The following is an 18,160-nucleotide window of genomic DNA, read 5'->3' as shown; positions in this document are numbered from 1 at the left end:
TGACTAGTTGGGCATCGGAAAGGGGCAGACATGATCAAGGCACGCGGCCTTGAGCGGCGTTTCCGCCGCAAGGGCCGCAATGGGGGCGAGGTCCACGCCGTCAAAGGCGTCGATCTCGACGTGTCGGCCGGAGAACTGGTCGGCTTCCTCGGACCGAACGGCGCCGGGAAGACCACGACCCTGCGCATGCTGACGACGCTCCTCAAGCCCACCGCGGGCGAAGCGACGGTCGGCGGCTGTGACCTGCTCACCGACCCGCTGGGGGTGCGCCGGCGAATCGGCTACGTCGCCCAAGGCGGCGGCACCGCGCCGGCGAGCAAGGTCGTCGAGGAGATCGAGTTCCAGGGCAGGCTGTACCGGATGAGCAAGGCGGACGCGCTCGCACGCGGAGCCGTCCTCGCCGAGCAGCTGGACTTGGCGGGGCTCGACCAGCGCACGACCGCGACCCTGTCGGGCGGGCAGCGCCGTCGGCTCGACATCGCGCTCGGGCTCATCCACTCGCCCGGTCTCGTCTTCCTCGACGAACCGTCGACGGGGCTCGACCCGCAGAGCCGGGCGAACCTGTGGGACCACATCCGCAGGCTGCGCGACGAGCAGGGAGTCACGGTCTTCTTGACGACGCACTATCTGGACGAGGCCGACGCGCTCTCGGACCGGCTGATCGTCATCGACGACGGGAAGATCGTCGCCGAGGGAACACCGGACTCGTTGAAAGCGAGGGTTTCCGGCGACAGTGTCGTGATCGGGGTCTCACCGGAATCGGCGGCGGAGACCGCGGAGATCGCGGGCCGCCTCGAAGGGGCGCACGAGATGACCGTCACCGAAGGCACCGTGCGGTTCCGGGTGCCGCGCGGGGACACCGCGATGCCCGAATTGCTGCGGGCGCTGGACGCGCGCGGCATCGCGATGACGTCCATGCAGGTGCACCGGCCGACGCTCGACGACGTCTTCCTGACTCTCACAGGACGGAGCCTGCGCGACGCCGAAGAGGGCGCGCAGGTCGACGACGCCGCCGAAAAGGAGGCCACGCATGTTGCATGACACCTGGTTGATCTTCCGCCGCGACATGCTCGCGGCGTTGCGTAACCCGACGTGGCTCGTCATCGGCATCATGCAGCCGCTCCTCTATTTGTTCTTCTTCGGTCCGCTCCTGGTGAAGGCGCTCAACGCGCAAGGCCTGTCCGATGTGGACGGCTGGATGATCTTCACTCCGGCGATCATCGCGCAGCTCGCGCTGTTCGGCAGTTCGTTCGTCGGGTTCGGGCTTCTCGCGGAGTTCCGTTCGGGCGTGGTCGAGCGGATGCGGGTCACGCCGGTGAGCCGGGTGGCGTTGCTGCTCGGCAAGGTGCTCGCCAACGCGCTGCAGACCGTCGTCCAAGCGTTGCTCATCATCGCGCTGGCGTATCTGGTCTTCGACCTGAACGCGCCGTTCAGCGGCGTCTTGCTCAGCCTGGTGATCGTCTTCCTTCTGTCGGTCACATTGGCGTCGTGCTCATACGCGCTGGCGCTGACTCTCAAGAGCGAAGACACCTTCCCGGCTTTGCTCAACGCGGTCCTCATGCCGTTGCTGCTGCTTTCGGGAATCCTGATCCCGATCACCGCGGGCTCGGCGCCGGAGTGGCTGTACACGATTTCCCGGATCAATCCGTTCCGGCATGTGGTGGATGTCGAGCGGAACAGTTTCCGCGGCGACTTCTCGATGGACGCGTTGTTCACCGGGAGTGTCGTGGTGCTGGTCATGGCCGTTCTGGCCATCTGGTGGGGCGCGAGGACGTTCCAACGCGAAAACGCCTGAGACACGCTGTACCGAAAGGTCGCCTCACGGCCGGTCCGCCGACGTAAGGTGACCTTTCGGTCGTACTGGGGCGAAATTCGAGGCAGGTGAGTTTGATCGATCCGGAAGGTGAGCACGGCGTCACCCTGTCCCACCGCGAGACGGTGACGGACTGGGCGGCGGTGCGCGGTGCCGACATCCGGTTCGCGTCGGTCACCGTCACCGAGAACACCAACTGGCGGGACGTCGCGGCGGAACGCAATCTGGCGGGCGCGCAGCACGCCGGTATCCACACCGGCGCACGGCACTACGCACGCCCCGGCGCCGTCCACGACCAGGCCGACCATTTCGTGCGGACGGCGAGCGCGCTCGGCGCCTTCGCACCCGGTTCGCTCGCGCCGGCGCTCGAAGTGGAGGCGCCGAGCGTCGACGACCGGTTCATCAAGGCATGGATCAAACACGTCAGGCACGCCGCGCGCGTCGAACGCGTTCTCGTGTACGCCGGGCTCGACTGCTGGACGAACCGCTTGCGGCCGGACAAGTGGGCGGACAGCGAAGTGGTGTTGTGGCTGGTCAGGCACAACGAGATCCCGGGAAGGCCGGGCTGGTTCCACTCGCGGCTGGGATTGCACCAGCACGGTTTCGGCACCGGGCTGCCCGGTGTGGACGGACCGATCGCGCAGGACGCCGTGGTCTATCCCTTCAAACTCACGGACGTGCTGCTGTAGTGCCCGCTCCGTGACGACGGGTATGCGTGTTGTCACCGCATGGGTCGCGGATCTCACTTTCCGGCGGAGGCGGGTTGCGTTTCCGGCCACTCGAACGGTGACAATGGCGCGTGCGGTTGATGTGCCGGAGGCTGCGGACGGACGTCGGGCCCGAACGGGCACTGGCGGTTCTCGGCGTACGCGCCAGGAACCTCGGACTCGCGCCACCTGCCGCGCTTTGCGGAGACTGGTTCTCGTCGCGCGCGGTCATCGCGCTGAGCGCTTCCCTGATTCCCGTCCGGAATGCGGCCGAAGCCTTCGCGATCCCCGCTCGGATGCCTTTCGTTCGTGACGCGGTGCCCGGCGCCGTCGGAGGCGGCTGGTTCGGCTACCTGGGTTATGACCTGATCGATCCGTCGGGCCGCTCCGGCGCGCTTCCTCCGGCGGCCTGGGGTTGGGTCGACAGGGTGCTGCGGCTGGACACGGACGGTTCGTGGTGGTTCGAAGCCCTGATTCCCGACGGCGCCCCGGATCCGGTCGACGAAGTGGCCGCGGTGGAATCTTCGCTCGCCGAGGTTCCCGAAGCGCCGGCTTGGAGTTCCGGCCCGTTATCGCGTCCGCTTCCGTCGGAGCACTTCGACGCCGTCAAGGCGTGTGTGCACGCGATCGAAGCCGGCGAGCTGTTCCAGGCGAACATCTGCGCACGCTTCAGCGGGGAGTTCACCGGCGATCCGATCGCTTTGTTCGCCGAAGGCGCCCGTCGCCTCGGAGCCCGCCGGGCGGCGTTCCTCGCCGCCGACTGGGGCTCGGTCGTCTCGTTCTCTCCTGAACTTTTCCTTGCCAGGCAAGGGCAACGTGTCCGGTCGACGCCGATCAAAGGGACGCTGCCGCGGCGGGACGCCTCAGACGAACACCTCGCGCAGCGCCTGCGGGAATCCACCAAGGACGTCGCCGAGAACGTGATGATCACCGATCTCGTCCGCAACGACCTCGGCCGGGTTTGCGCCACCGGCACGGTGCGTGTCCCCGAACTGCTCGCGGTCCGGCCCGCGCCGGGCGTCTGGCATCTCGAGTCCACTGTGGAGGGATCGCTCGCCGAGGGGATCGACGACGCGGCCTTGCTCGCGGCCACCTTCCCGCCGGGTTCGGTGACGGGCGCGCCGAAGATCCGGGCGCTGGATCTGATAGCCGAGCTGGAACCGGCCGCGCGCGGCGTCTACACGGGCGCGATCGGACTCGCGTCGCCGATCGCCGGGTTGGAACTGAACGTCGCGATCAGAACCTTCGAAATCCACGAAGGCACGATCGAACTGGGAGTCGGCGGCGGGATCACCGCCGACTCCGACAGCGAAGCGGAATGGCAGGAATGCCTGCACAAGTCCGCTCCGCTGGAGCGTCTGCTCGGCTGAGCTACTTGGCGGGGTCCAGCAGGAGCTTGCCCATCGTGCCGCGCGACCGCAGGGCCTCGTGGGCGGCGCGTGCGTCGGACAGCGCGTACTCGCCGCCGGCGATGGCACGGACCCTGCCCGCGAGCGCCAGTTCGAAAAGCTCGTCGAGCGCGCGGCCGAAAACGTTTCCGGGGAGTTTGAAGGCGTGCGGCAGCCACATGCCGGACACGGTGGTGCTGTGCCCGAGGAGATTGCGTGCCTCGATCGGCTTCGGCTGCTCGCGGCTGGCCATGCCGTAGAACGCGAGGCGGCCGAACGGCGCGAGGGCGGCGATGCTCTGGTCCGTGACGGTGCCGCCGGTCATGTCGAGCACGATGTCGACACGCTTGCCACCGTTCGCCTCGCGGAGCACGTCAGTCATGCTTTCGGCGCGCGAGTCGATGGCGACGTCGGCGCCGAGCTCGAGAGCGAGGGCGCGCTTCTCGTCGCTGCTGGCGGTCGCGATGACCCGGCCCGCTCCCCAGGCTTTCGCGAGCTGCACGGCGATGGAGCCGACCCCGCCGGCGGCCGCGTGCACGACGACGGATTCGCCGGGTTCGAGGTGGGCGGACTTGCGCAGCAGGAGTGAGGCAGTGGTGCCCTGGACGATGAAGGACAGCGCGGTCAGGTCATCGACGCCGTCGGGCACCTCGAAGCTGGTGACCCCGTCGGCCACCGCGCGCTCGGCGTAGCCGCCGCCTCCGTTGAGCAGCGCGACGACACGCTTGCCGTCGGCGGTCCGGCCGACGACCTCGCCACCGGGCACGAGCGGAAGCTTGCTCGGCGCGAGGTAGGAGTTCTCGGCCTGGTGCGTGTCGGCGTAGTTGACGCCGATCCGGTCGACCTCCACCACCAGCTGGCCCGGGCCGGGGACGGGATCGGGCAGATCGACGAGGTTGAGCACCTCGGGCCCGCCGAATTCGGTCACCTGTACTGCGCGCATCCGCATCCTCCTCATCGAGATGAGACATTCTTGCATATGTCTCATACCTGAGACATGGCGTGATATGTTTCACTCATCGAAACCGCACTAGAACGCCAGTTGACTTCGCCGCGCCCAGACGCTCTGCGCGCGTTCACGATCGCGCGCGCCCGGTTCCTGGAAGGGCGCCGCGTGGACATGGGCGACCTCGCTGGCGAGCTGAGGATCAGCCGCGCCACCCTGCACCGGTGGGTCGGCGGCCGGGATCAGCTGCTCGGCGAGATCCTCTGGTCGATGACCGTGGAGGTCTTCGAAGCTCGGGCCTCGGGCAAACTCGGACGCGGCGCGGAAGGGATCGCGGAGCTCGTCGGCACGTTCGTCCGGACCGTGAACGGCTCGAAACCGTTCCGGGAGTTCCTGCGCAACGAGCCCGAGCGAGCGCTGCGGATCCTGACGACGAAGGCCAGCGTGGTGCAGAGTCGCGCGATCGCGAAAATGCGCGAGTTCCTGGACGAAGAGGTCGAGGCCGGACGACTCACCCCGCCCTTGCCGGTCGAGGACCTCGCGTACCTGCTGGTGCGGATCGGCGAGTCGTTCATCTACACCGACGTCATCACCGGCGCGGAGCCCGATGCCGCGAAGGCGTATGCGGCCGTGACGGCCTTGCTGTCCTAGCTCTTACGGGAGGCGAGCACGGCGTCGTAAAGCTCCTTCTTCGACACACCTGTCGCTTCGGCGACTTCGGCGGCGGCGGACTTGAGGCGTTCACCGGCAGCGACCCGCGACGAGACTTCGGGAACCAGGTCCTCGACGCTGACCGAACGGGGCGGCGCACCCGAGAGAACGACGGTGATCTCGCCCTTCACTCCGTCGGCGGCCCAGGCGGCCAACTCCGGCAGATTGCCGCGTTTGACCTCTTCATAGGTTTTGGTCAGTTCGCGGCACACGGCGGCTCGACGGTCGGGACCCAGGACCTCGGCGGCGTCGGCGAGCGTGCTCGCCAGGCGGTGCGGAGACTCGAAGAACACCGCCGTGCGGGGCTCGTCCTTCAGCGAACCGAGCCATTTCGCGCGTTCACCGGGTTTGCGCGGGGCGAAACCTTCGAAACAGAAACGGTCACACGGCAGGCCGGACAGCGCGAGCGCCGTGGTCACCGCGGACGGACCGGGAAGGCAGGTCACCGGCACGTCCGCTTCGACACAGGCCGCCACCAGCCGGAATCCGGGATCCGAGACGCTCGGCATGCCGGCGTCGGTCACCAAGACCACCGTCTCGCCCGACTTGAGCGATTCGAGCAGTTTCGGCAGGCGAGCGGTCTCGACGTCCTCATAGAAGCTGACCACGCGGCCGACCGGCGAAACGTCGAGGGCGGCGGTGAGGGAGCGCAGGCGCCGGGTGTCCTCCGCGGCGATCACGTCGGCCGTCGCGAGAGCTTCGGACAGGCGCGGCGAAGCGTCACGGACGTCTCCGAGCGGGGTGGCTGCCAGCACGAGGCGTCCTTCGGTCATTCCCGAAGGTTAACCGGTTCGCAGATCCGGACACCGAGTTCACTCTTCCGCCCGTAGGATCATGCCCCGTGACCGCACTGCTGACCCGTGACAACGAGAGCGTGCGGCCGGATCCGGTCGACGCGCTCCGGCCACCGAGCGATCGGGAGGCCTCACTCCTCGGCCGCGGCATGCCGACCGATCGCCTGCGGGGCTGGGTCGTCACGCTGGTGCTGACGCTCATCGGCGGCATCGTCCGGATCCAGAATCTGGGAACGCCCACGGACAAGGGCACGCCGGTCTTCGACGAGAAGCACTACGTCCCGCAGGCGTGGCAGATGCTGCGCAACGGCGGTTACGAAGACAACTACGGCTACGAACTGATCGTGCACCCGCCGCTGGCGAAACATCTCATCGCGATCGGCGAGTGGCTGTTCGGCTACAACGCCTGGGGCTGGCGGATCATGCCCGCGCTGGCGGGCACGCTGATCGTGTTCCTCGTCATCCGGATCGCCCGGCGGCTCACCCGTTCCACCCTGCTCGGCGCGGTCGCCGGGATCCTGGTGATCAGCGACGGCGTCCTGCACCTGCAGTCACGCATGGGCATGCTCGACATCTTCATCGCGTTGTTCGTGCTCGCCGCGTTCGCCTGCGTGCTGTGCGACCGCGACCAGGTGCGGCAGCGGCTCGCCGTGGCCGTCCGCGAAGGCTGGATCGACGAATCCCGGTTCGGCCCGAAGCTGGGTTTCCGGTGGTGGCGGTTCGCCGGCGGCCTGATGATCGGGCTGACCTTCGGCGTCAAATGGTCGGCGCTCTACTACATCGCCGCCTTCGGGCTGCTCACCGTGTTCTTCGACGTGGCCGCGCGCCGGGCCGCCGGCGTGCAGCGACCCTGGATCGGCACGCTGCGCCGCGACGTGCTGCCCGCGCTGTGGGCGATCGTCGTCATCCCGATCCTGGTGTACTTCGCCTGTTACTGGGCCTGGTTCGCGAGCGAAACCGCGACAGACCGCAACTACGTGGCGATCAAGGACATCGATCCGGGTTTCTGGGCGTGGATGCCGCCCGCGTTGCGGTCGCTCGGCGACTATTCGATGAACGTCCTCGACTTCCACGCGAACCTGGTGACACCCAAGGACAAACCGCATCCATGGGAGTCGAAGCCGTGGACCTGGCCGATGGGGCTGCGGCCGATGCTCTACGCGTACGCGGGCGGCACCGACGCGACCGGATGCGGCGAGTCGACCTGCGTGCGGGCGACGATGCTGATCGGGACGCCGGCGATGTGGTGGCTGGCGCTGCCGATGCTCGGCTGGAGCGTGTGGCGGTCGTTCTTCCGCGCGGACTGGCGCTACGCCGCTGTGCTCGTCGGCTATCTGGCCGGGTTCCTGCCCTGGTTCACCAACCTCGACCGCCAGATGTACTACTTCTACGCGACGCCGCTGGCGCCGTTCCTGATACTCGGGTTGACGCTGATCCTCGGGCACATCCTCGGCGGCGCGAAACGCGGCTTCGAACGTCGGGGCACCGGCATGCTCGTCGTCGCCCTCTACGTGGGGCTCGTCGTGGCCAACTTCGCCTGGTTGTGGCCGATCCTCAACGGCAACGCGATCACCAACGAGCACTGGAACGCCGAACTGTGGCTGCCGTCCTGGAAGTGACCACCTGATCCTCAGCTGACATGGCGGCCTGGATCGACTTTCCCGATTCAAGTGTGACACTTCGACGAGAGTTGTTACTCTCCCCTGGTCAACAGCAGTCCGACAGGGGGCATCATGACGATCCGACCGCTCGGAGCGGCCTGCGCGGCCGCGGCCTTGTTCTTGATCGCGGGCTGCGAAGAGCAGACACCGGGGACCGCGTCACCACAGACTTCGGCCGTTCCGAGCACTTCCGAAGCGCCGAGTAGCAGCTCGAGCGCGCCTACATCGACTACGCGCTCCAGCACTACAGCCCCGTCGGCGACCGCCGGGACGGTCACCAAGCCCGCCACCGGCGGGGCGGTGGCGCATACGCCGGACGGCGCCGCGAGCGTGATGGAGGAGTTCCATCACGCGCTGGGCGCCAAGGACCTGGACACCGTGTGCCGGATTTCGGCGCCCGCCTACGACGGCGGGATGAAGGAGTGCCGCAGCCTCACGCCGATGCTGTTCGAGATGTTCACGCCCGCGGATCTGAAGAACCTGAAAGCCACCCGGGTCGACCGCGCGAAGGTGCAGAGCAAGGGGCCCGACCAGGTGACCATCCCGCCCAACGCGATCGCGCCGAAGGCGACGATCATGGACGGGGATCCCAAGATCTTCACCATGGGCTGGCGCGGCGGGACCTGGGTCATCATCGAGTAAGAGAGCAAGGGACCTTTGCCAGCGTTGGTTAGCGTACTAACGAACGCTAGCAAAGGTCCCTTGCTCTCTTTTCGCAGGTCAGCGCGGGTGACGCTGAGGCTGCGGCTGCTGATGGGGCTGCGGTTGCGACTGCGGAGGGCGGCGCGGGACGATCTGGGTGACCGGGCCGTCCGGCGATTTGCCCGCGCGAGCGAGCCAGCCTTCGACGTCGCGCCGCACGGCGCTGAGCGTCGGGCGGCGGCGGGGTTCCTGGTCAAGCGAAGCGATGAGGATCCGCGCGTGCGCGCTGCGGTTCGGCAGCTTCGACACCGGTTCGGCACGGGCGGCGGCCATCAGCGCGGCCATCGGGGTCTCCCGGGTGCCGCGCGGAGGCTGACCTGACAGCGCGTAGCTGACCGTCGCGGCGAGCTGCCAAGCGTCCGAAGCCGGGCTCGCCGGCGAGCCCATCGCCTGCTCCGGAGCGACGAAGTCCGGCGTGCCGATCATCATCCCGGTCGCGGTCATCTTCGAGTCGCCCTGGCTGCGGGCGATACCGAAGTCGATGAGATGAGCGAGCCCGTTGCGGTCGAGGATGATGTTCGACGGCTTCAGGTCCCGGTGCAGCACACCTTTCTCGTGCGCCGCGGCGAGCGCGCCCGCCATGGTCGACCAGAGCCGTCCGGCGGAGATGTCGTCGAGCGGGCCCTGCGAGTCGACGATCTCGGCCAGCGAGCGCCCTTCGAGGTACTCCATGACCAGCGCGAGACCGTCGGGCTCCTCGACGAGGTCGTACACGCGGACGCAGTTGGGGTGGTTCACCACGGCCAGCGCACGGGCCTCGCGCTGCATCCGCTCTTCGGTGTCGCGGTCCGGCGCGTGCGCGATCTTCAGCGCGACAGTGCGGTTCAGCTGCGTGTCGACGGCTTCCCACACGGTGCCGAAGCCGCCGTGGCCGAGCCGCCGGACGCGCTGGTAGCGGCCGCCGCCGGAGTTGCGGGAACCCGGAGGTGGCGGGACCGGGCCGGGGACCGCGGCCAGCGCGGGAGGTTCGGGCGCCTGTGCCAGCGCCGTCGCCGGGTACTGCTTGGCGGGCGGGGGCGGCAGCTGCTGCTGCGGTTTCGGAGCGGGCGGCTCCGGGCGGTACGGCTCGACCTTCTGCCGGGGCTGCGGGTCCGGTCGGTTGATCACCGACCACGGCGGCGGGCCCACCAGCGCGACCGGGATCAGCCCCAGCACGCTGAACGGCAGGAACCCGAGCCAGAAGTGCACGGCGGTGTTCGCGCCCATGCCGATACTCGCCAGCACCATCAGCACGAACGGGATCCAGAAGAACCGCGAAGGCCACTTCGGTCCGCGGCGGAACGCGGTCCGTGCCTGCAACATCACGAAGAGCAGCGACAGCGCAGGCAACCCGACCAGCAGGATCAGATAGAAGATGTAGCTCAGCTGCATCCCGCTCGGATAGAACAGGACCTCGTACACGTTCTGGCCGCGACCGAGGTACTCGCTCTGCGCGCCGATCAGCGGGCTGTAGTCGGAGTTGAAGGTCGACAGATCGCTGCCGGAAAAGCCGGACTTACCGCCCGCCTTCGACGACGCGGCCTCCTGGTAGACCTGCGAAACACCGGTGGCCAGCAGCCACGGCAGCAGGAAGACGGCGACGACGCCGATCCCGCCGAAGATGGACAGGGTCACCACGTCGTAGCGATTGCCGGTGCCTTTGCGGATGATCGCGACGACCATCGCTCCCAGTGCGGGCAGCAGCGCGACCAGCGCTCCCGCGGTGCTCGTCGCCCACACCCAGTCTCCTGGCCAGATCCCTGGCCCGAACAGGCTGTGCGCGAACGAAAGCAGCGCGCTCGCTAGTCCCATGGACCCTGCTCCCCTCGCTCGTCGAGGCCGTTTCCGGCCTTTTTGCCCCTAGTCCAGCTTAGGACGCTCCATGCCAGCACAGGGTTGCCGGGTTGTCGCGGGCGTCTCCCCGCCGTTATCACCGGGCATCGAGGTGACCGGAAGTCCATGATGGGTCCGGTACCCGAGCGCGAAGGAGCATTCGATGCACGCCGAGACGTATCTGCGGAGCCTCGAAGACCCGGAGGGTTTCTGGCTCGAAGCCGCACAGGCGATCGACTGGACCCGTCCGCCGACGCAGGCCCTCGACGCGTCGAAGGCGCCCTTCTACCGCTGGTTCCCGGACGGGGAGCTGAACACTGCGTTCAACGCGCTCGACCGGCATGTCCGCGACGGCCGCGGCGAGCAGACCGCGCTGATCTGGGATTCTCCCGTCACCGATTCGGTACGCCGGTTCACCTACGCGGAACTGCTGGACGACGTGGCGCGCTTCGCCGGCGCGCTCGCGTCTCTCGGTGTCGGGAAGGGCGACCGCGTCATCGTGTACATGCCGATGGTCCCCGAGGCCGCGGTCGCGATGCTCGCGTGCGCCCGGCTCGGCGCGGTGCACTCGGTGGTGTTCGGCGGGTTCGCGCCCAAGGAGCTGGCGGCGCGGATCGAGGACGCGAAACCCAAGGTCATCGTGGCGGCCTCGTGCGGGATCGAGCCGACGCGGGTCGTCGAATACAAGCCGATCATCGACGAGGCGCTCGCGGGCACCGCCCATCAGCCGGACAAGGTCGTGGTGTTGCAGCGGGAGCGTGCTCGCGCCGAGATGGGAGCACGCGACGCGGACTGGACCGAACTGGTCTCGAAGGCATCCCCCGCCGACCCGGTGCCGGTCGCCGCCACCGATCCGCTGTACATCCTGTACACCTCCGGCACCACGGGGAAACCGAAGGGCGTCGTGCGCGACACCGGCGGGCACGCGGTCGCGCTGGCCTGGTCGATGGGCGCGATCTACGACATCCGGCCCGGTGACGTGTGGTGGACGGCGTCCGACGTCGGCTGGGTCGTCGGCCATTCCTACATCGTGTACGCGCCGCTCCTCATCGGCGCGACATCGGTCATGTACGAGGGCAAACCGGTCGGGACCCCGGACGCCGGCGCGTTCTGGCGAGTCATCGCCGACCACGGAGTGAAGGCGTTGTTCACCGCGCCGACGGCGTTGCGGGCGATCAAGAAGGTCGACCCTGACGCGGCCGAAATCGAGAAATACCAGCTCAGCGAGTTCAAGACGTTGTTCATGGCCGGTGAACGGCTCGATCCGGAGACCTATCACTGGGCGCACGACAAGCTCGGCGTGCCGGTGATCGACCACTGGTGGCAGACCGAGACCGGCTGGCCGATCGCGGCGAACCCGCGCGGACTGGAGCCGATGCCGGTCAAACCCGGTTCCGCGACGAAACCGGTGCCGGGGTGGGACGTACGGATCCTGGACCAGGCGGGCGAGCCGGTCCCGGCCGGCCGGGAAGGCGCCATCGCCATCAAGCTGCCACTCCCGCCGGGATCGCTGGCCACGTTGTGGCAGGACGACGAGCGGTATCGCGAGGCGTACCTTTCGCGGTACGACGGCCACTACCTGACGGGTGACTCCGGATACGTCGACGAAGACGGCTACCTGTTCGTCATGGGCCGCACCGACGACGTCATCAACGTCGCGGGCCACCGGCTTTCGACCGGTTCGATGGAGGCCGTGCTGGCTTCACACCCCGCCGTCGCCGAATGCGCGGTGATCGGCGTCCGGGACCAGCTCAAGGGGCAGCTTCCGCGCGGGTTCGTGGTGCTGAAGTCTGGCGTGGACTTCGACGCCGAAACACTCAAGGCCGAATTGGTCGCGCTGGTGCGGCGCGACATCGGGCCGGTCGCTGCGTTCCGTGACGTGTCCATTGTGGACGCGTTGCCGAAGACGCGCTCCGGGAAGATCCTGCGCAAGACCATGCGCGGGATCGCCGACGGCCGCGACGAGCAGGTGCCTTCGACCATCGAAGACGCGAGTGTTCTCGACGCCTTGAAAGCGGTTCTGCGCGGCGGGTGACCGGTGATCGGCACGGCGTACTGGTCCGATCGGGTGTTGTCGTGTTTGCCCTATTGGTCTATACCTCTATGAGCAGAGAGTCTCCAGGTACCCGACCGGAGGTGCTCCATGAGTAAACGCCTGTCCAGAACCGTGCTCGGCGTGGCCGTCCTGAGTCTCGTGACGTTCGGCCTGCCCACGACGGCGAGCGCGGGACAGCACGCGAAAGCCGAACGGACCGTCGCCGAGGTCGTTCCCGCGCCTGTCGACGCGAAGCCCGATCCTCGTGCGAACTTCCGGCTCAACCCCGCCACCGTCATCCGCACCGACCGCGAAGGCAAGCAGGTCGCCGAGTACCTGGCCGGACTGCTCCGGCCCGCCACCGGCTACCGGTTGCCCGTCGTCACCGGCCACCGCGGCGGCCCGGCCATCTCCCTCGAAACCGGTCACGCGAGCGACCGGGTCGGCACCGAGGGCTACCAGCTCAAGGTCTCCTCTTCCGGCGTGACACTGAAGGCGAACACCGACGAGGGCCTGTTCCTCGGAGTGCAGACCCTGCGCCAGCTGTTCCCGTCGGCGATCGAGGCGAAGACCGTCCAGAAGCGGTCATGGGTGGTTTCGGGCGGCACAGTGCTCGACTATCCGCGCTTCGGCTACCGCGGCGCGATGCTCGACGTCGCCCGGCACTTCTTCACGCCGGCGCAGGTCAAGCTCTACATCGACCAGATCGCGCAGTACAAGATCAACACGCTCCACCTGCACCTGAGCGACGACCAGGGCTGGCGGATCGAGATCAAGAGCTGGCCGAAGCTGGCGACCGTGGGCGGGCAGACGGCCGTCGGCGGCGCCCCCGGCGGGTACTACACGCAGGAGCAGTACAAGGACCTGGTGCGCTACGCGGCTTCGCGGCACATCACGATCGTTCCCGAAATCGACATGCCGGGGCACACGAACGCGGCCCAGCACTCCTACGCCGAACTGAACTGCGACGGGGTCGCGGTGCCGCCGCGCACCGACATCGAGGTCGGCTACAGCTCGCTGTGCATCAACAAGGACATCACCTACAAGTTCGTCGACGACGTCATCCGCGAACTGTCGGCGATCACCCCCGGGAAGTACATCAACATCGGCGGCGACGAGGCCCACTCGACCACCCCGGCGGACTACCAGACCTTCGCCACGAAGGTGCATCCGATCGTCGCGAAGTACGGCAAGACGATCACCGGCTGGCACGACATCGCCAAGACGAAACCGCCGGTTTCGGCCGTTCCGCAGTTCTGGGGCACGACCGGCACGGACGCCAACGTGGCCGAGGCCGCGGCACGCGGCAACAAGATCCTGATGTCGCCCGCGAACAAGGCGTACCTGGACATGAAGTACCACCCGGGGACGCCGCTCGGCCTGGACTGGGCCGCGCTGATCGAGGTCAAGGACGGCTACGACTGGGATCCGGCCACGTATCTGCAGGGCGTGTCGGAGAAGAACGTCATCGGCGTCGAGGCGCCGCTGTGGTCGGAAACGCTGATCACCAGTGACAACATCGAGTTCATGGCGTTCCCGAGGCTGCCGGGGCACGCCGAGATCGGCTGGTCACCGAAAGCTTCCCGGGCTTGGGACGCGTACCGGCTCCGGCTGGCGAAGCAGAGCCCGCGGTGGGTTCAGCAGGGCATCGACTTCTACCGGTCCACGCAGGTCGACTGGAAGTAGCGCTCAAGTGCAATGAAAGGCTCCTTCATTGCGAAATTTGCAATGAAGGAGCCTTTCATTGCACGGCCGCGGCGTCGAGGCGGGCGGTGATGGCGGCGCGGGCCAGCGCGTAAGGCTCCGTGCCGCCGAACATCACCGAATCGGCGTTCGCGGCCCGGCCGAGCGCGTGCAGTTCGAAGGCCAGCCGGTTCACATCGACGGACTCCAGCAGGTGCCCGGCCTTCCGCGCCTCGACGACGGTGGACCGGATGAACTGGGCGAAGCCCCGGCTCGCCTTCGCGACCGCGTCGTGGACCCGGCCGGTCCGCGCGTCGAACTCGGCGCCGGCGTTGAAGAAGAAACAGCCGCCCGGGAAGACGCGGCGTTCCGAGTAGTCGAGCCAGTTCGCGCAGAGCGCGCGCAGCCGGGCGATGCCCTGCTCGGCCTCCAGTGTCGGCTCGACGACGTTCTCCGCGAAGATCGCGCTCGCCGTCTCGACCGCCGCGAGCTGCAATTCCTCCTTGGAACCGAACAGTGCGAACACCCCGGATTTGCTCAGTTCCAGCTCGGTGGCGAGCCTGCCGAGGGACAACCCGTCGAGTCCTTCGACGGACGCGATGTCGACGGCGCGCCGGAGCACGATCCGCCTCGTCGCGTCGCCGCGGGCCACCCGGCCGTCAACCGGCATTCCGTTCCTCTCGCCGCCGTTTCGCCGATTCCAGGCCGTCACGGTACTGCCGGGAAAGCGCCGGCGCCGCGAGCACCCGGTCCAGCAGCGCCCAGTACGCGTCCCGGCGGCCCTCGTCCAGCTGGGCGACATTGGTGAACGACGCGACGTACACCTCGGCGATCGTCGGGTTCACCGGATCGCGTTCTTCGAGCGTCATCCGTCCCGAGGTGGGGACCTCACCCGTCCGGAGCACCCGCAGGTACCAGCCACTGCGGCCGGAGTCGATCATCGCCGGGATGACGTCCTTGCGGCCGGTCTTCATCGCGAGTTTGAAACACGGCGTCCGCGGCTGCGAGACCTGGACCAGCGCCTCTCCCCAAGCCCAGACATCGCCGACACGCACGTCGTACTCATCGGCGCCGGTCACCGACGCGTTCTCCCCGAAGTCGCCCGCGACCACCGGAAAACCCTGCTCCGACCAGGCCGCGTAGTGCGTCGCGGGGTAGACGTAGACCGCTTTGTCGACGCCACCGTGGACACTCCGGTCCGCCTGATCGTCACCGGCCAGATTGATCTCGTCCAGCTTCAAGAACGGCGCCTCCACCCGCGATTTCGCGATGGCGCTGTACACCGGTACGTCGCGCTTCGTTCCCAGCACGGACGGCCGCCCGACGAAGACCTCGTTCACCTCGAGTGTGCTCACACCCTAGAATATAGCACGATCGTTCGTATACTTTGACCCCATGGACTTCCTCGCACTGACGACCCGGGCACATCACGCCACCGGAACCACGATCGCCGGAATCGGCGCGGACGACTGGGACCGCTCGACCCCCTGCGCCGAATGGACCGTCCGCGACATCGTGAAACACCTGATCGACAACAACGAGCACCGCGCCGCGCAGGCGGCAGGCCTTCCCAGGAAGACCCGGCCGACAGCGGACGACGACCTCGCCACGTCCTATGAAGAGAGTTCCGCCGAGTTCCTCGCGGCCTTCGGCGGCCCGGCGCTCGAAAAGACCTTCGACTTCGGGAACTTCGGCCCGCTCCCCGGCAAGAACGCCTTGGCCGTGCTGTTCGTCGACACGCTCACCCACGACTGGGACCTCAATACCGCCCTCGGCCGTGAACACCGTTGGGACGACGAGCTCGCGGCGGCCGCGTTGAGGGTGGCGAGCCGCTACCCCGACGTGATGCCGGTGCGCGGGCCCGGCGGCGCCTTCGACCACGCTGTCGAGGCACCGCCGGGCGCCGCGCCGGGCGACCGGCTCATCGCGTTGCTCGGCCGTTCAGCTCAGCCGACTCTTCGTCGCTGAACAGCCGGGAGCGGACCAGGAAGCGGACTCCTTCGGGCGCCTCCAAGGAGAATCCGCTGCCCCGGCCCGGAACGACGTCGATGGTCAGATGCGTGTGCTTCCAGTACTCGAATTGGGGGCCCGACATCCACACCGGAACGTCGTCGATGCCCTCGACGCTCAGGTCACCAAGGTGGACATCGGACGCCCCGGTGCGGAATTCGCCTGCCGGGTAACACATCGGGGCGCTCCCGTCGCAGCATCCGCCGGACTGGTGGAACATCACCGGCCCGTGGAGTGACACCAACCGCCGCAGAAGATCCGCGGCGGCCGGTGTCAAGCCGACCCGCTCGGCCATCAGAAGAACCCGAGCGCACTGTCCGAATAGGACACGAGCATGTTCTTGGTCTGCTGGTAGTGGTCCAGCATCATCTTGTGGTTCTCGCGCCCGATCCCGGACGCCTTGTAGCCGCCGAAGGCCGCGTGCGCCGGGTAGGCGTGGTAGTTGTTGACCCACACCCGGCCCGCCTGGATGTCGCGCCCGGCGCGGTAGGCGGTGTTGCCGTCACGCGACCAGACACCGGCGCCGAGGCCGTACAGCGTGTCGTTGGCGATCTTCAGCGCGTCGGCGTAGTCGTCGAACCTGGCCACCGAGACGACCGGGCCGAAGATCTCCTCCTGGAAGATCCGCATCTTGTTGTCGCCTTCGAACACCGTCGGCTGCACGTAGTACCCGCCGGACAGTTCGCCGCCGAGGTCGCTGCGCTCGCCGCCGGTGAGGATCTTCGCGCCTTCCTTCTGGCCGATGTCGATGTAGGAAAGGATCTTCTCCAGCTGGTCGTTGGAGGCCTGCGCGCCGATCTGCGTCTCGGTGTCGAGCGGATGGCCCTGCTTGATCTTCTTGACCCGCTCGACGGCGTCGCCGAGGAACCGGTCGTAGATGCCGGACTGGATCAGCGCCCGCGACGGGCAGGTGCAGACCTCGCCCTGGTTCAGCGCGAAGAGCGCGAAACCTTCCTGCGCCTTGTCGTAGAACGCGTCGTTGGCCGCGGCGACGTCGTCGAAGAAGATGTTCGGGCTCTTGCCGCCGAGTTCGACGGTGACCGGGATGATGTTCTCGCTGGCGTACTGCAGGATCAGCCGTCCGGTGGTGGTCTCGCCGGTGAACGCGACCTTCCGCACGCGGTTGCTCGACGCGAGCGGCTTGCCCGCCTCGACGCCGAAACCGTTGACGATGTTCAGCACGCCAGGCGGGATCAGGTCGCCGATGAGCGACATCAGCAGGTGGATCGACGCCGGGGTCTGCTCGGCGGGTTTGAGCACGATCGCGTTGCCCGCGGCGAGCGCGGGCGCGAGCTTCCAGACCGCCATGAGCAGCGGGAAGTTCCACGGGATGATCTGGGCGACGACGCCGAGCGGTTCGTGGAAGTGGTAGGCGACGGTGTTGTCGTCGATCTGGGAAATGCCGCCCTCCTGAGCGCGCAGGGCGCCGGCGAAGTAGCGGAAGTGGTCGATCGCGAGGGGGATGTCGGCGGCGAGGGTCTCGCGGACCGGCTTGCCGTTCTCCCACGATTCGGCGACGGCGATCGCTTCGAGGTTCTGTTCCATCCGGTCGGCGATCCGCAGCAGCACGTTCGACCGCTCGTCCACCGACGTCCGGCCCCAAGCCGCGGCCGCGCCTTCCGCCGCGTCGAGCGCGCGGTCGATGTCGGCGGCGGTGCCGCGGGCGATCTCGGTGAACACCTGTCCGGTCACCGGGGTCGGGTTCTCGAAGTACTGACCGCTCGCGGGCGGTACGTACTCGCCTCCGATGTAGTGGTCGTAGCGCGACTCGTAGCTGACGACGCTGCCTTCGGTGTTCGGTGCCGCGTACTTGGCCATCTTTCCTGCCTCATCGCTAGGGGTGACGGATGGCGGCGAAGCTAGGCCGGGTGAGGTTGCACGCACGTTGCAACGAAGTG

Annotated in this window: 18 protein-coding genes; 10 read left to right on the top strand and 8 right to left on the bottom strand. The window is 67.8% G+C overall.

The features are described 5' to 3' along the window. Positions 1 to 30 precede the first annotated feature (30 nt). The 4 genes from DL991_RS07900 to DL991_RS07885 all read left to right on the top strand — a co-directional run bounded on the left by DL991_RS07900 (position 31) and on the right by DL991_RS07885 (position 3,890). Positions 31 to 1,041, top strand: coding sequence for an ATP-binding cassette domain-containing protein (locus tag DL991_RS07900; RefSeq protein WP_125782478.1), 1,011 nt, complete (start codon positions 31 to 33; stop codon positions 1,039 to 1,041). Beyond that, a complete protein-coding gene (locus DL991_RS07895; protein WP_125782476.1) occupies positions 1,031 to 1,795 on the top strand; it encodes an ABC transporter permease in 765 nt (254 codons plus the stop codon). Before DL991_RS07900 ends, DL991_RS07895 begins: the two co-directional genes overlap by 11 nt. A gap of 92 nt (positions 1,796 to 1,887) precedes the next feature. Further along, positions 1,888 to 2,502 carry a glycoside hydrolase family 25 protein gene (locus DL991_RS07890; RefSeq protein WP_125782683.1) on the top strand — a complete coding sequence of 205 codons (615 nt, stop codon included), beginning with the start codon at positions 1,888 to 1,890 and terminating at the stop codon, positions 2,500 to 2,502. A gap of 110 nt (positions 2,503 to 2,612) precedes the next feature. Further along, positions 2,613 to 3,890 (top strand): aminodeoxychorismate synthase component I, encoded by a 1,278-nt coding sequence (locus DL991_RS07885; protein ID WP_125782474.1) that lies wholly within the window; start codon positions 2,613 to 2,615, stop codon positions 3,888 to 3,890. A 1-nt stretch (position 3,891) separates the two neighbouring features. On the opposite strand, the gene DL991_RS07880 is transcribed toward DL991_RS07885, so the two are convergent. Beyond that, the gene (locus DL991_RS07880; protein ID WP_125782472.1) at positions 3,892 to 4,851 is read right to left on the bottom strand and encodes a zinc-binding dehydrogenase; all 960 of its coding nucleotides are present in this window, start codon (positions 4,849 to 4,851) and stop codon (positions 3,892 to 3,894) included. A 177-nt stretch (positions 4,852 to 5,028) separates the two neighbouring features. Here DL991_RS07880 and DL991_RS07875 point away from each other — a divergent pair, with 177 nt between their 5' ends. Then, complete coding sequence (locus DL991_RS07875) at positions 5,029 to 5,505, top strand: QsdR family transcriptional regulator (RefSeq protein WP_233598711.1); 477 nt, start codon at positions 5,029 to 5,031, stop codon at positions 5,503 to 5,505. Here the strand turns inward: DL991_RS07875 and rsmI are convergent. Then, positions 5,502 to 6,338, bottom strand: a complete 837-nt coding sequence (rsmI, locus tag DL991_RS07870; RefSeq protein ID WP_125782468.1) for a 16S rRNA (cytidine(1402)-2'-O)-methyltransferase — start codon at positions 6,336 to 6,338, stop codon at positions 5,502 to 5,504. The two genes, DL991_RS07875 and rsmI, sit on opposite strands and share 4 nt — an antisense overlap. 68 nt (positions 6,339 to 6,406) lie before the next feature. Here rsmI and DL991_RS07865 point away from each other — a divergent pair, with 68 nt between their 5' ends. After that, entirely contained in the window at positions 6,407 to 7,978 is a 1,572-nt protein-coding gene (locus tag DL991_RS07865; protein ID WP_125782466.1) for a dolichyl-phosphate-mannose--protein mannosyltransferase, read from the top strand. A gap of 74 nt (positions 7,979 to 8,052) precedes the next feature. Here the strand turns inward: DL991_RS07865 and DL991_RS07860 are convergent, their stop codons facing one another. Further along, positions 8,053 to 8,310, bottom strand: a complete 258-nt coding sequence (locus DL991_RS07860) for a hypothetical protein (RefSeq protein ID WP_233598710.1) — start codon at positions 8,308 to 8,310, stop codon at positions 8,053 to 8,055. A 10-nt stretch (positions 8,311 to 8,320) separates the two neighbouring features. Between DL991_RS07860 and DL991_RS07855 the strand changes: the two genes are divergently transcribed. After that, a complete protein-coding gene (locus DL991_RS07855; RefSeq protein WP_233598709.1) occupies positions 8,321 to 8,662 on the top strand; it encodes a hypothetical protein in 342 nt (113 codons plus the stop codon). Positions 8,663 to 8,740: 78 nt separating this feature from the next. Here the strand turns inward: DL991_RS07855 and DL991_RS07850 are convergent, their stop codons facing one another. After that, positions 8,741 to 10,513 carry a serine/threonine-protein kinase gene (locus DL991_RS07850; protein ID WP_125782464.1) on the bottom strand — a complete coding sequence of 591 codons (1,773 nt, stop codon included), beginning with the start codon at positions 10,511 to 10,513 and terminating at the stop codon, positions 8,741 to 8,743. A gap of 184 nt (positions 10,514 to 10,697) precedes the next feature. Here DL991_RS07850 and DL991_RS07845 point away from each other — a divergent pair, with 184 nt between their 5' ends. Next, entirely contained in the window at positions 10,698 to 12,569 is a 1,872-nt protein-coding gene (locus DL991_RS07845) for a propionyl-CoA synthetase (protein WP_125782462.1), read from the top strand. A 108-nt stretch (positions 12,570 to 12,677) separates the two neighbouring features. Further along, on the top strand, positions 12,678 to 14,255 hold the full coding sequence (locus DL991_RS07840; RefSeq protein WP_125782460.1) for a family 20 glycosylhydrolase: 1,578 nt from the start codon (positions 12,678 to 12,680) through the stop codon (positions 14,253 to 14,255). Between the two features lie 55 nt (positions 14,256 to 14,310). On the opposite strand, the gene DL991_RS07835 is transcribed toward DL991_RS07840, so the two are convergent. Both DL991_RS07835 and DL991_RS07830 read right to left on the bottom strand, forming a co-directional pair. Continuing rightward, on the bottom strand, positions 14,311 to 14,922 hold the full coding sequence (locus DL991_RS07835) for a TetR/AcrR family transcriptional regulator (protein ID WP_125782458.1): 612 nt from the start codon (positions 14,920 to 14,922) through the stop codon (positions 14,311 to 14,313). Beyond that, positions 14,912 to 15,607, bottom strand: a complete 696-nt coding sequence (locus tag DL991_RS07830; RefSeq protein WP_125782456.1) for an MOSC domain-containing protein — start codon at positions 15,605 to 15,607, stop codon at positions 14,912 to 14,914. The genes DL991_RS07835 and DL991_RS07830 overlap by 11 nt, the downstream gene beginning before the upstream one ends. Positions 15,608 to 15,647: 40 nt before the next feature. Between DL991_RS07830 and DL991_RS07825 the strand changes: the two genes are divergently transcribed. Continuing rightward, positions 15,648 to 16,220, top strand: a complete 573-nt coding sequence (locus DL991_RS07825; RefSeq protein WP_125782454.1) for a TIGR03086 family metal-binding protein — start codon at positions 15,648 to 15,650, stop codon at positions 16,218 to 16,220. On the opposite strand, the gene DL991_RS07820 is transcribed toward DL991_RS07825, so the two are convergent. Together DL991_RS07820 and DL991_RS07815 are read right to left on the bottom strand one after the other, a co-directional pair. Next, a complete protein-coding gene (locus DL991_RS07820; protein ID WP_125782452.1) occupies positions 16,174 to 16,557 on the bottom strand; it encodes a DUF779 domain-containing protein in 384 nt (127 codons plus the stop codon). The two genes, DL991_RS07825 and DL991_RS07820, sit on opposite strands and share 47 nt — an antisense overlap. Beyond that, entirely contained in the window at positions 16,557 to 18,080 is a 1,524-nt protein-coding gene (locus tag DL991_RS07815) for an aldehyde dehydrogenase family protein (RefSeq protein ID WP_125782450.1), read from the bottom strand. The genes DL991_RS07820 and DL991_RS07815 overlap by 1 nt, the downstream gene beginning before the upstream one ends. Positions 18,081 to 18,160: the final 80 nt, after the last annotated feature.

The sequence above is a fragment of the Amycolatopsis sp. WAC 01375 genome, assembly GCF_003947325.1.
In the GTDB taxonomy this organism is placed as follows: domain Bacteria; phylum Actinomycetota; class Actinomycetes; order Mycobacteriales; family Pseudonocardiaceae; genus Amycolatopsis.
The sequence above is the reverse complement of the archived record's forward strand: the minus strand, read 5'-3'. Positions and strand labels throughout refer to the sequence as shown.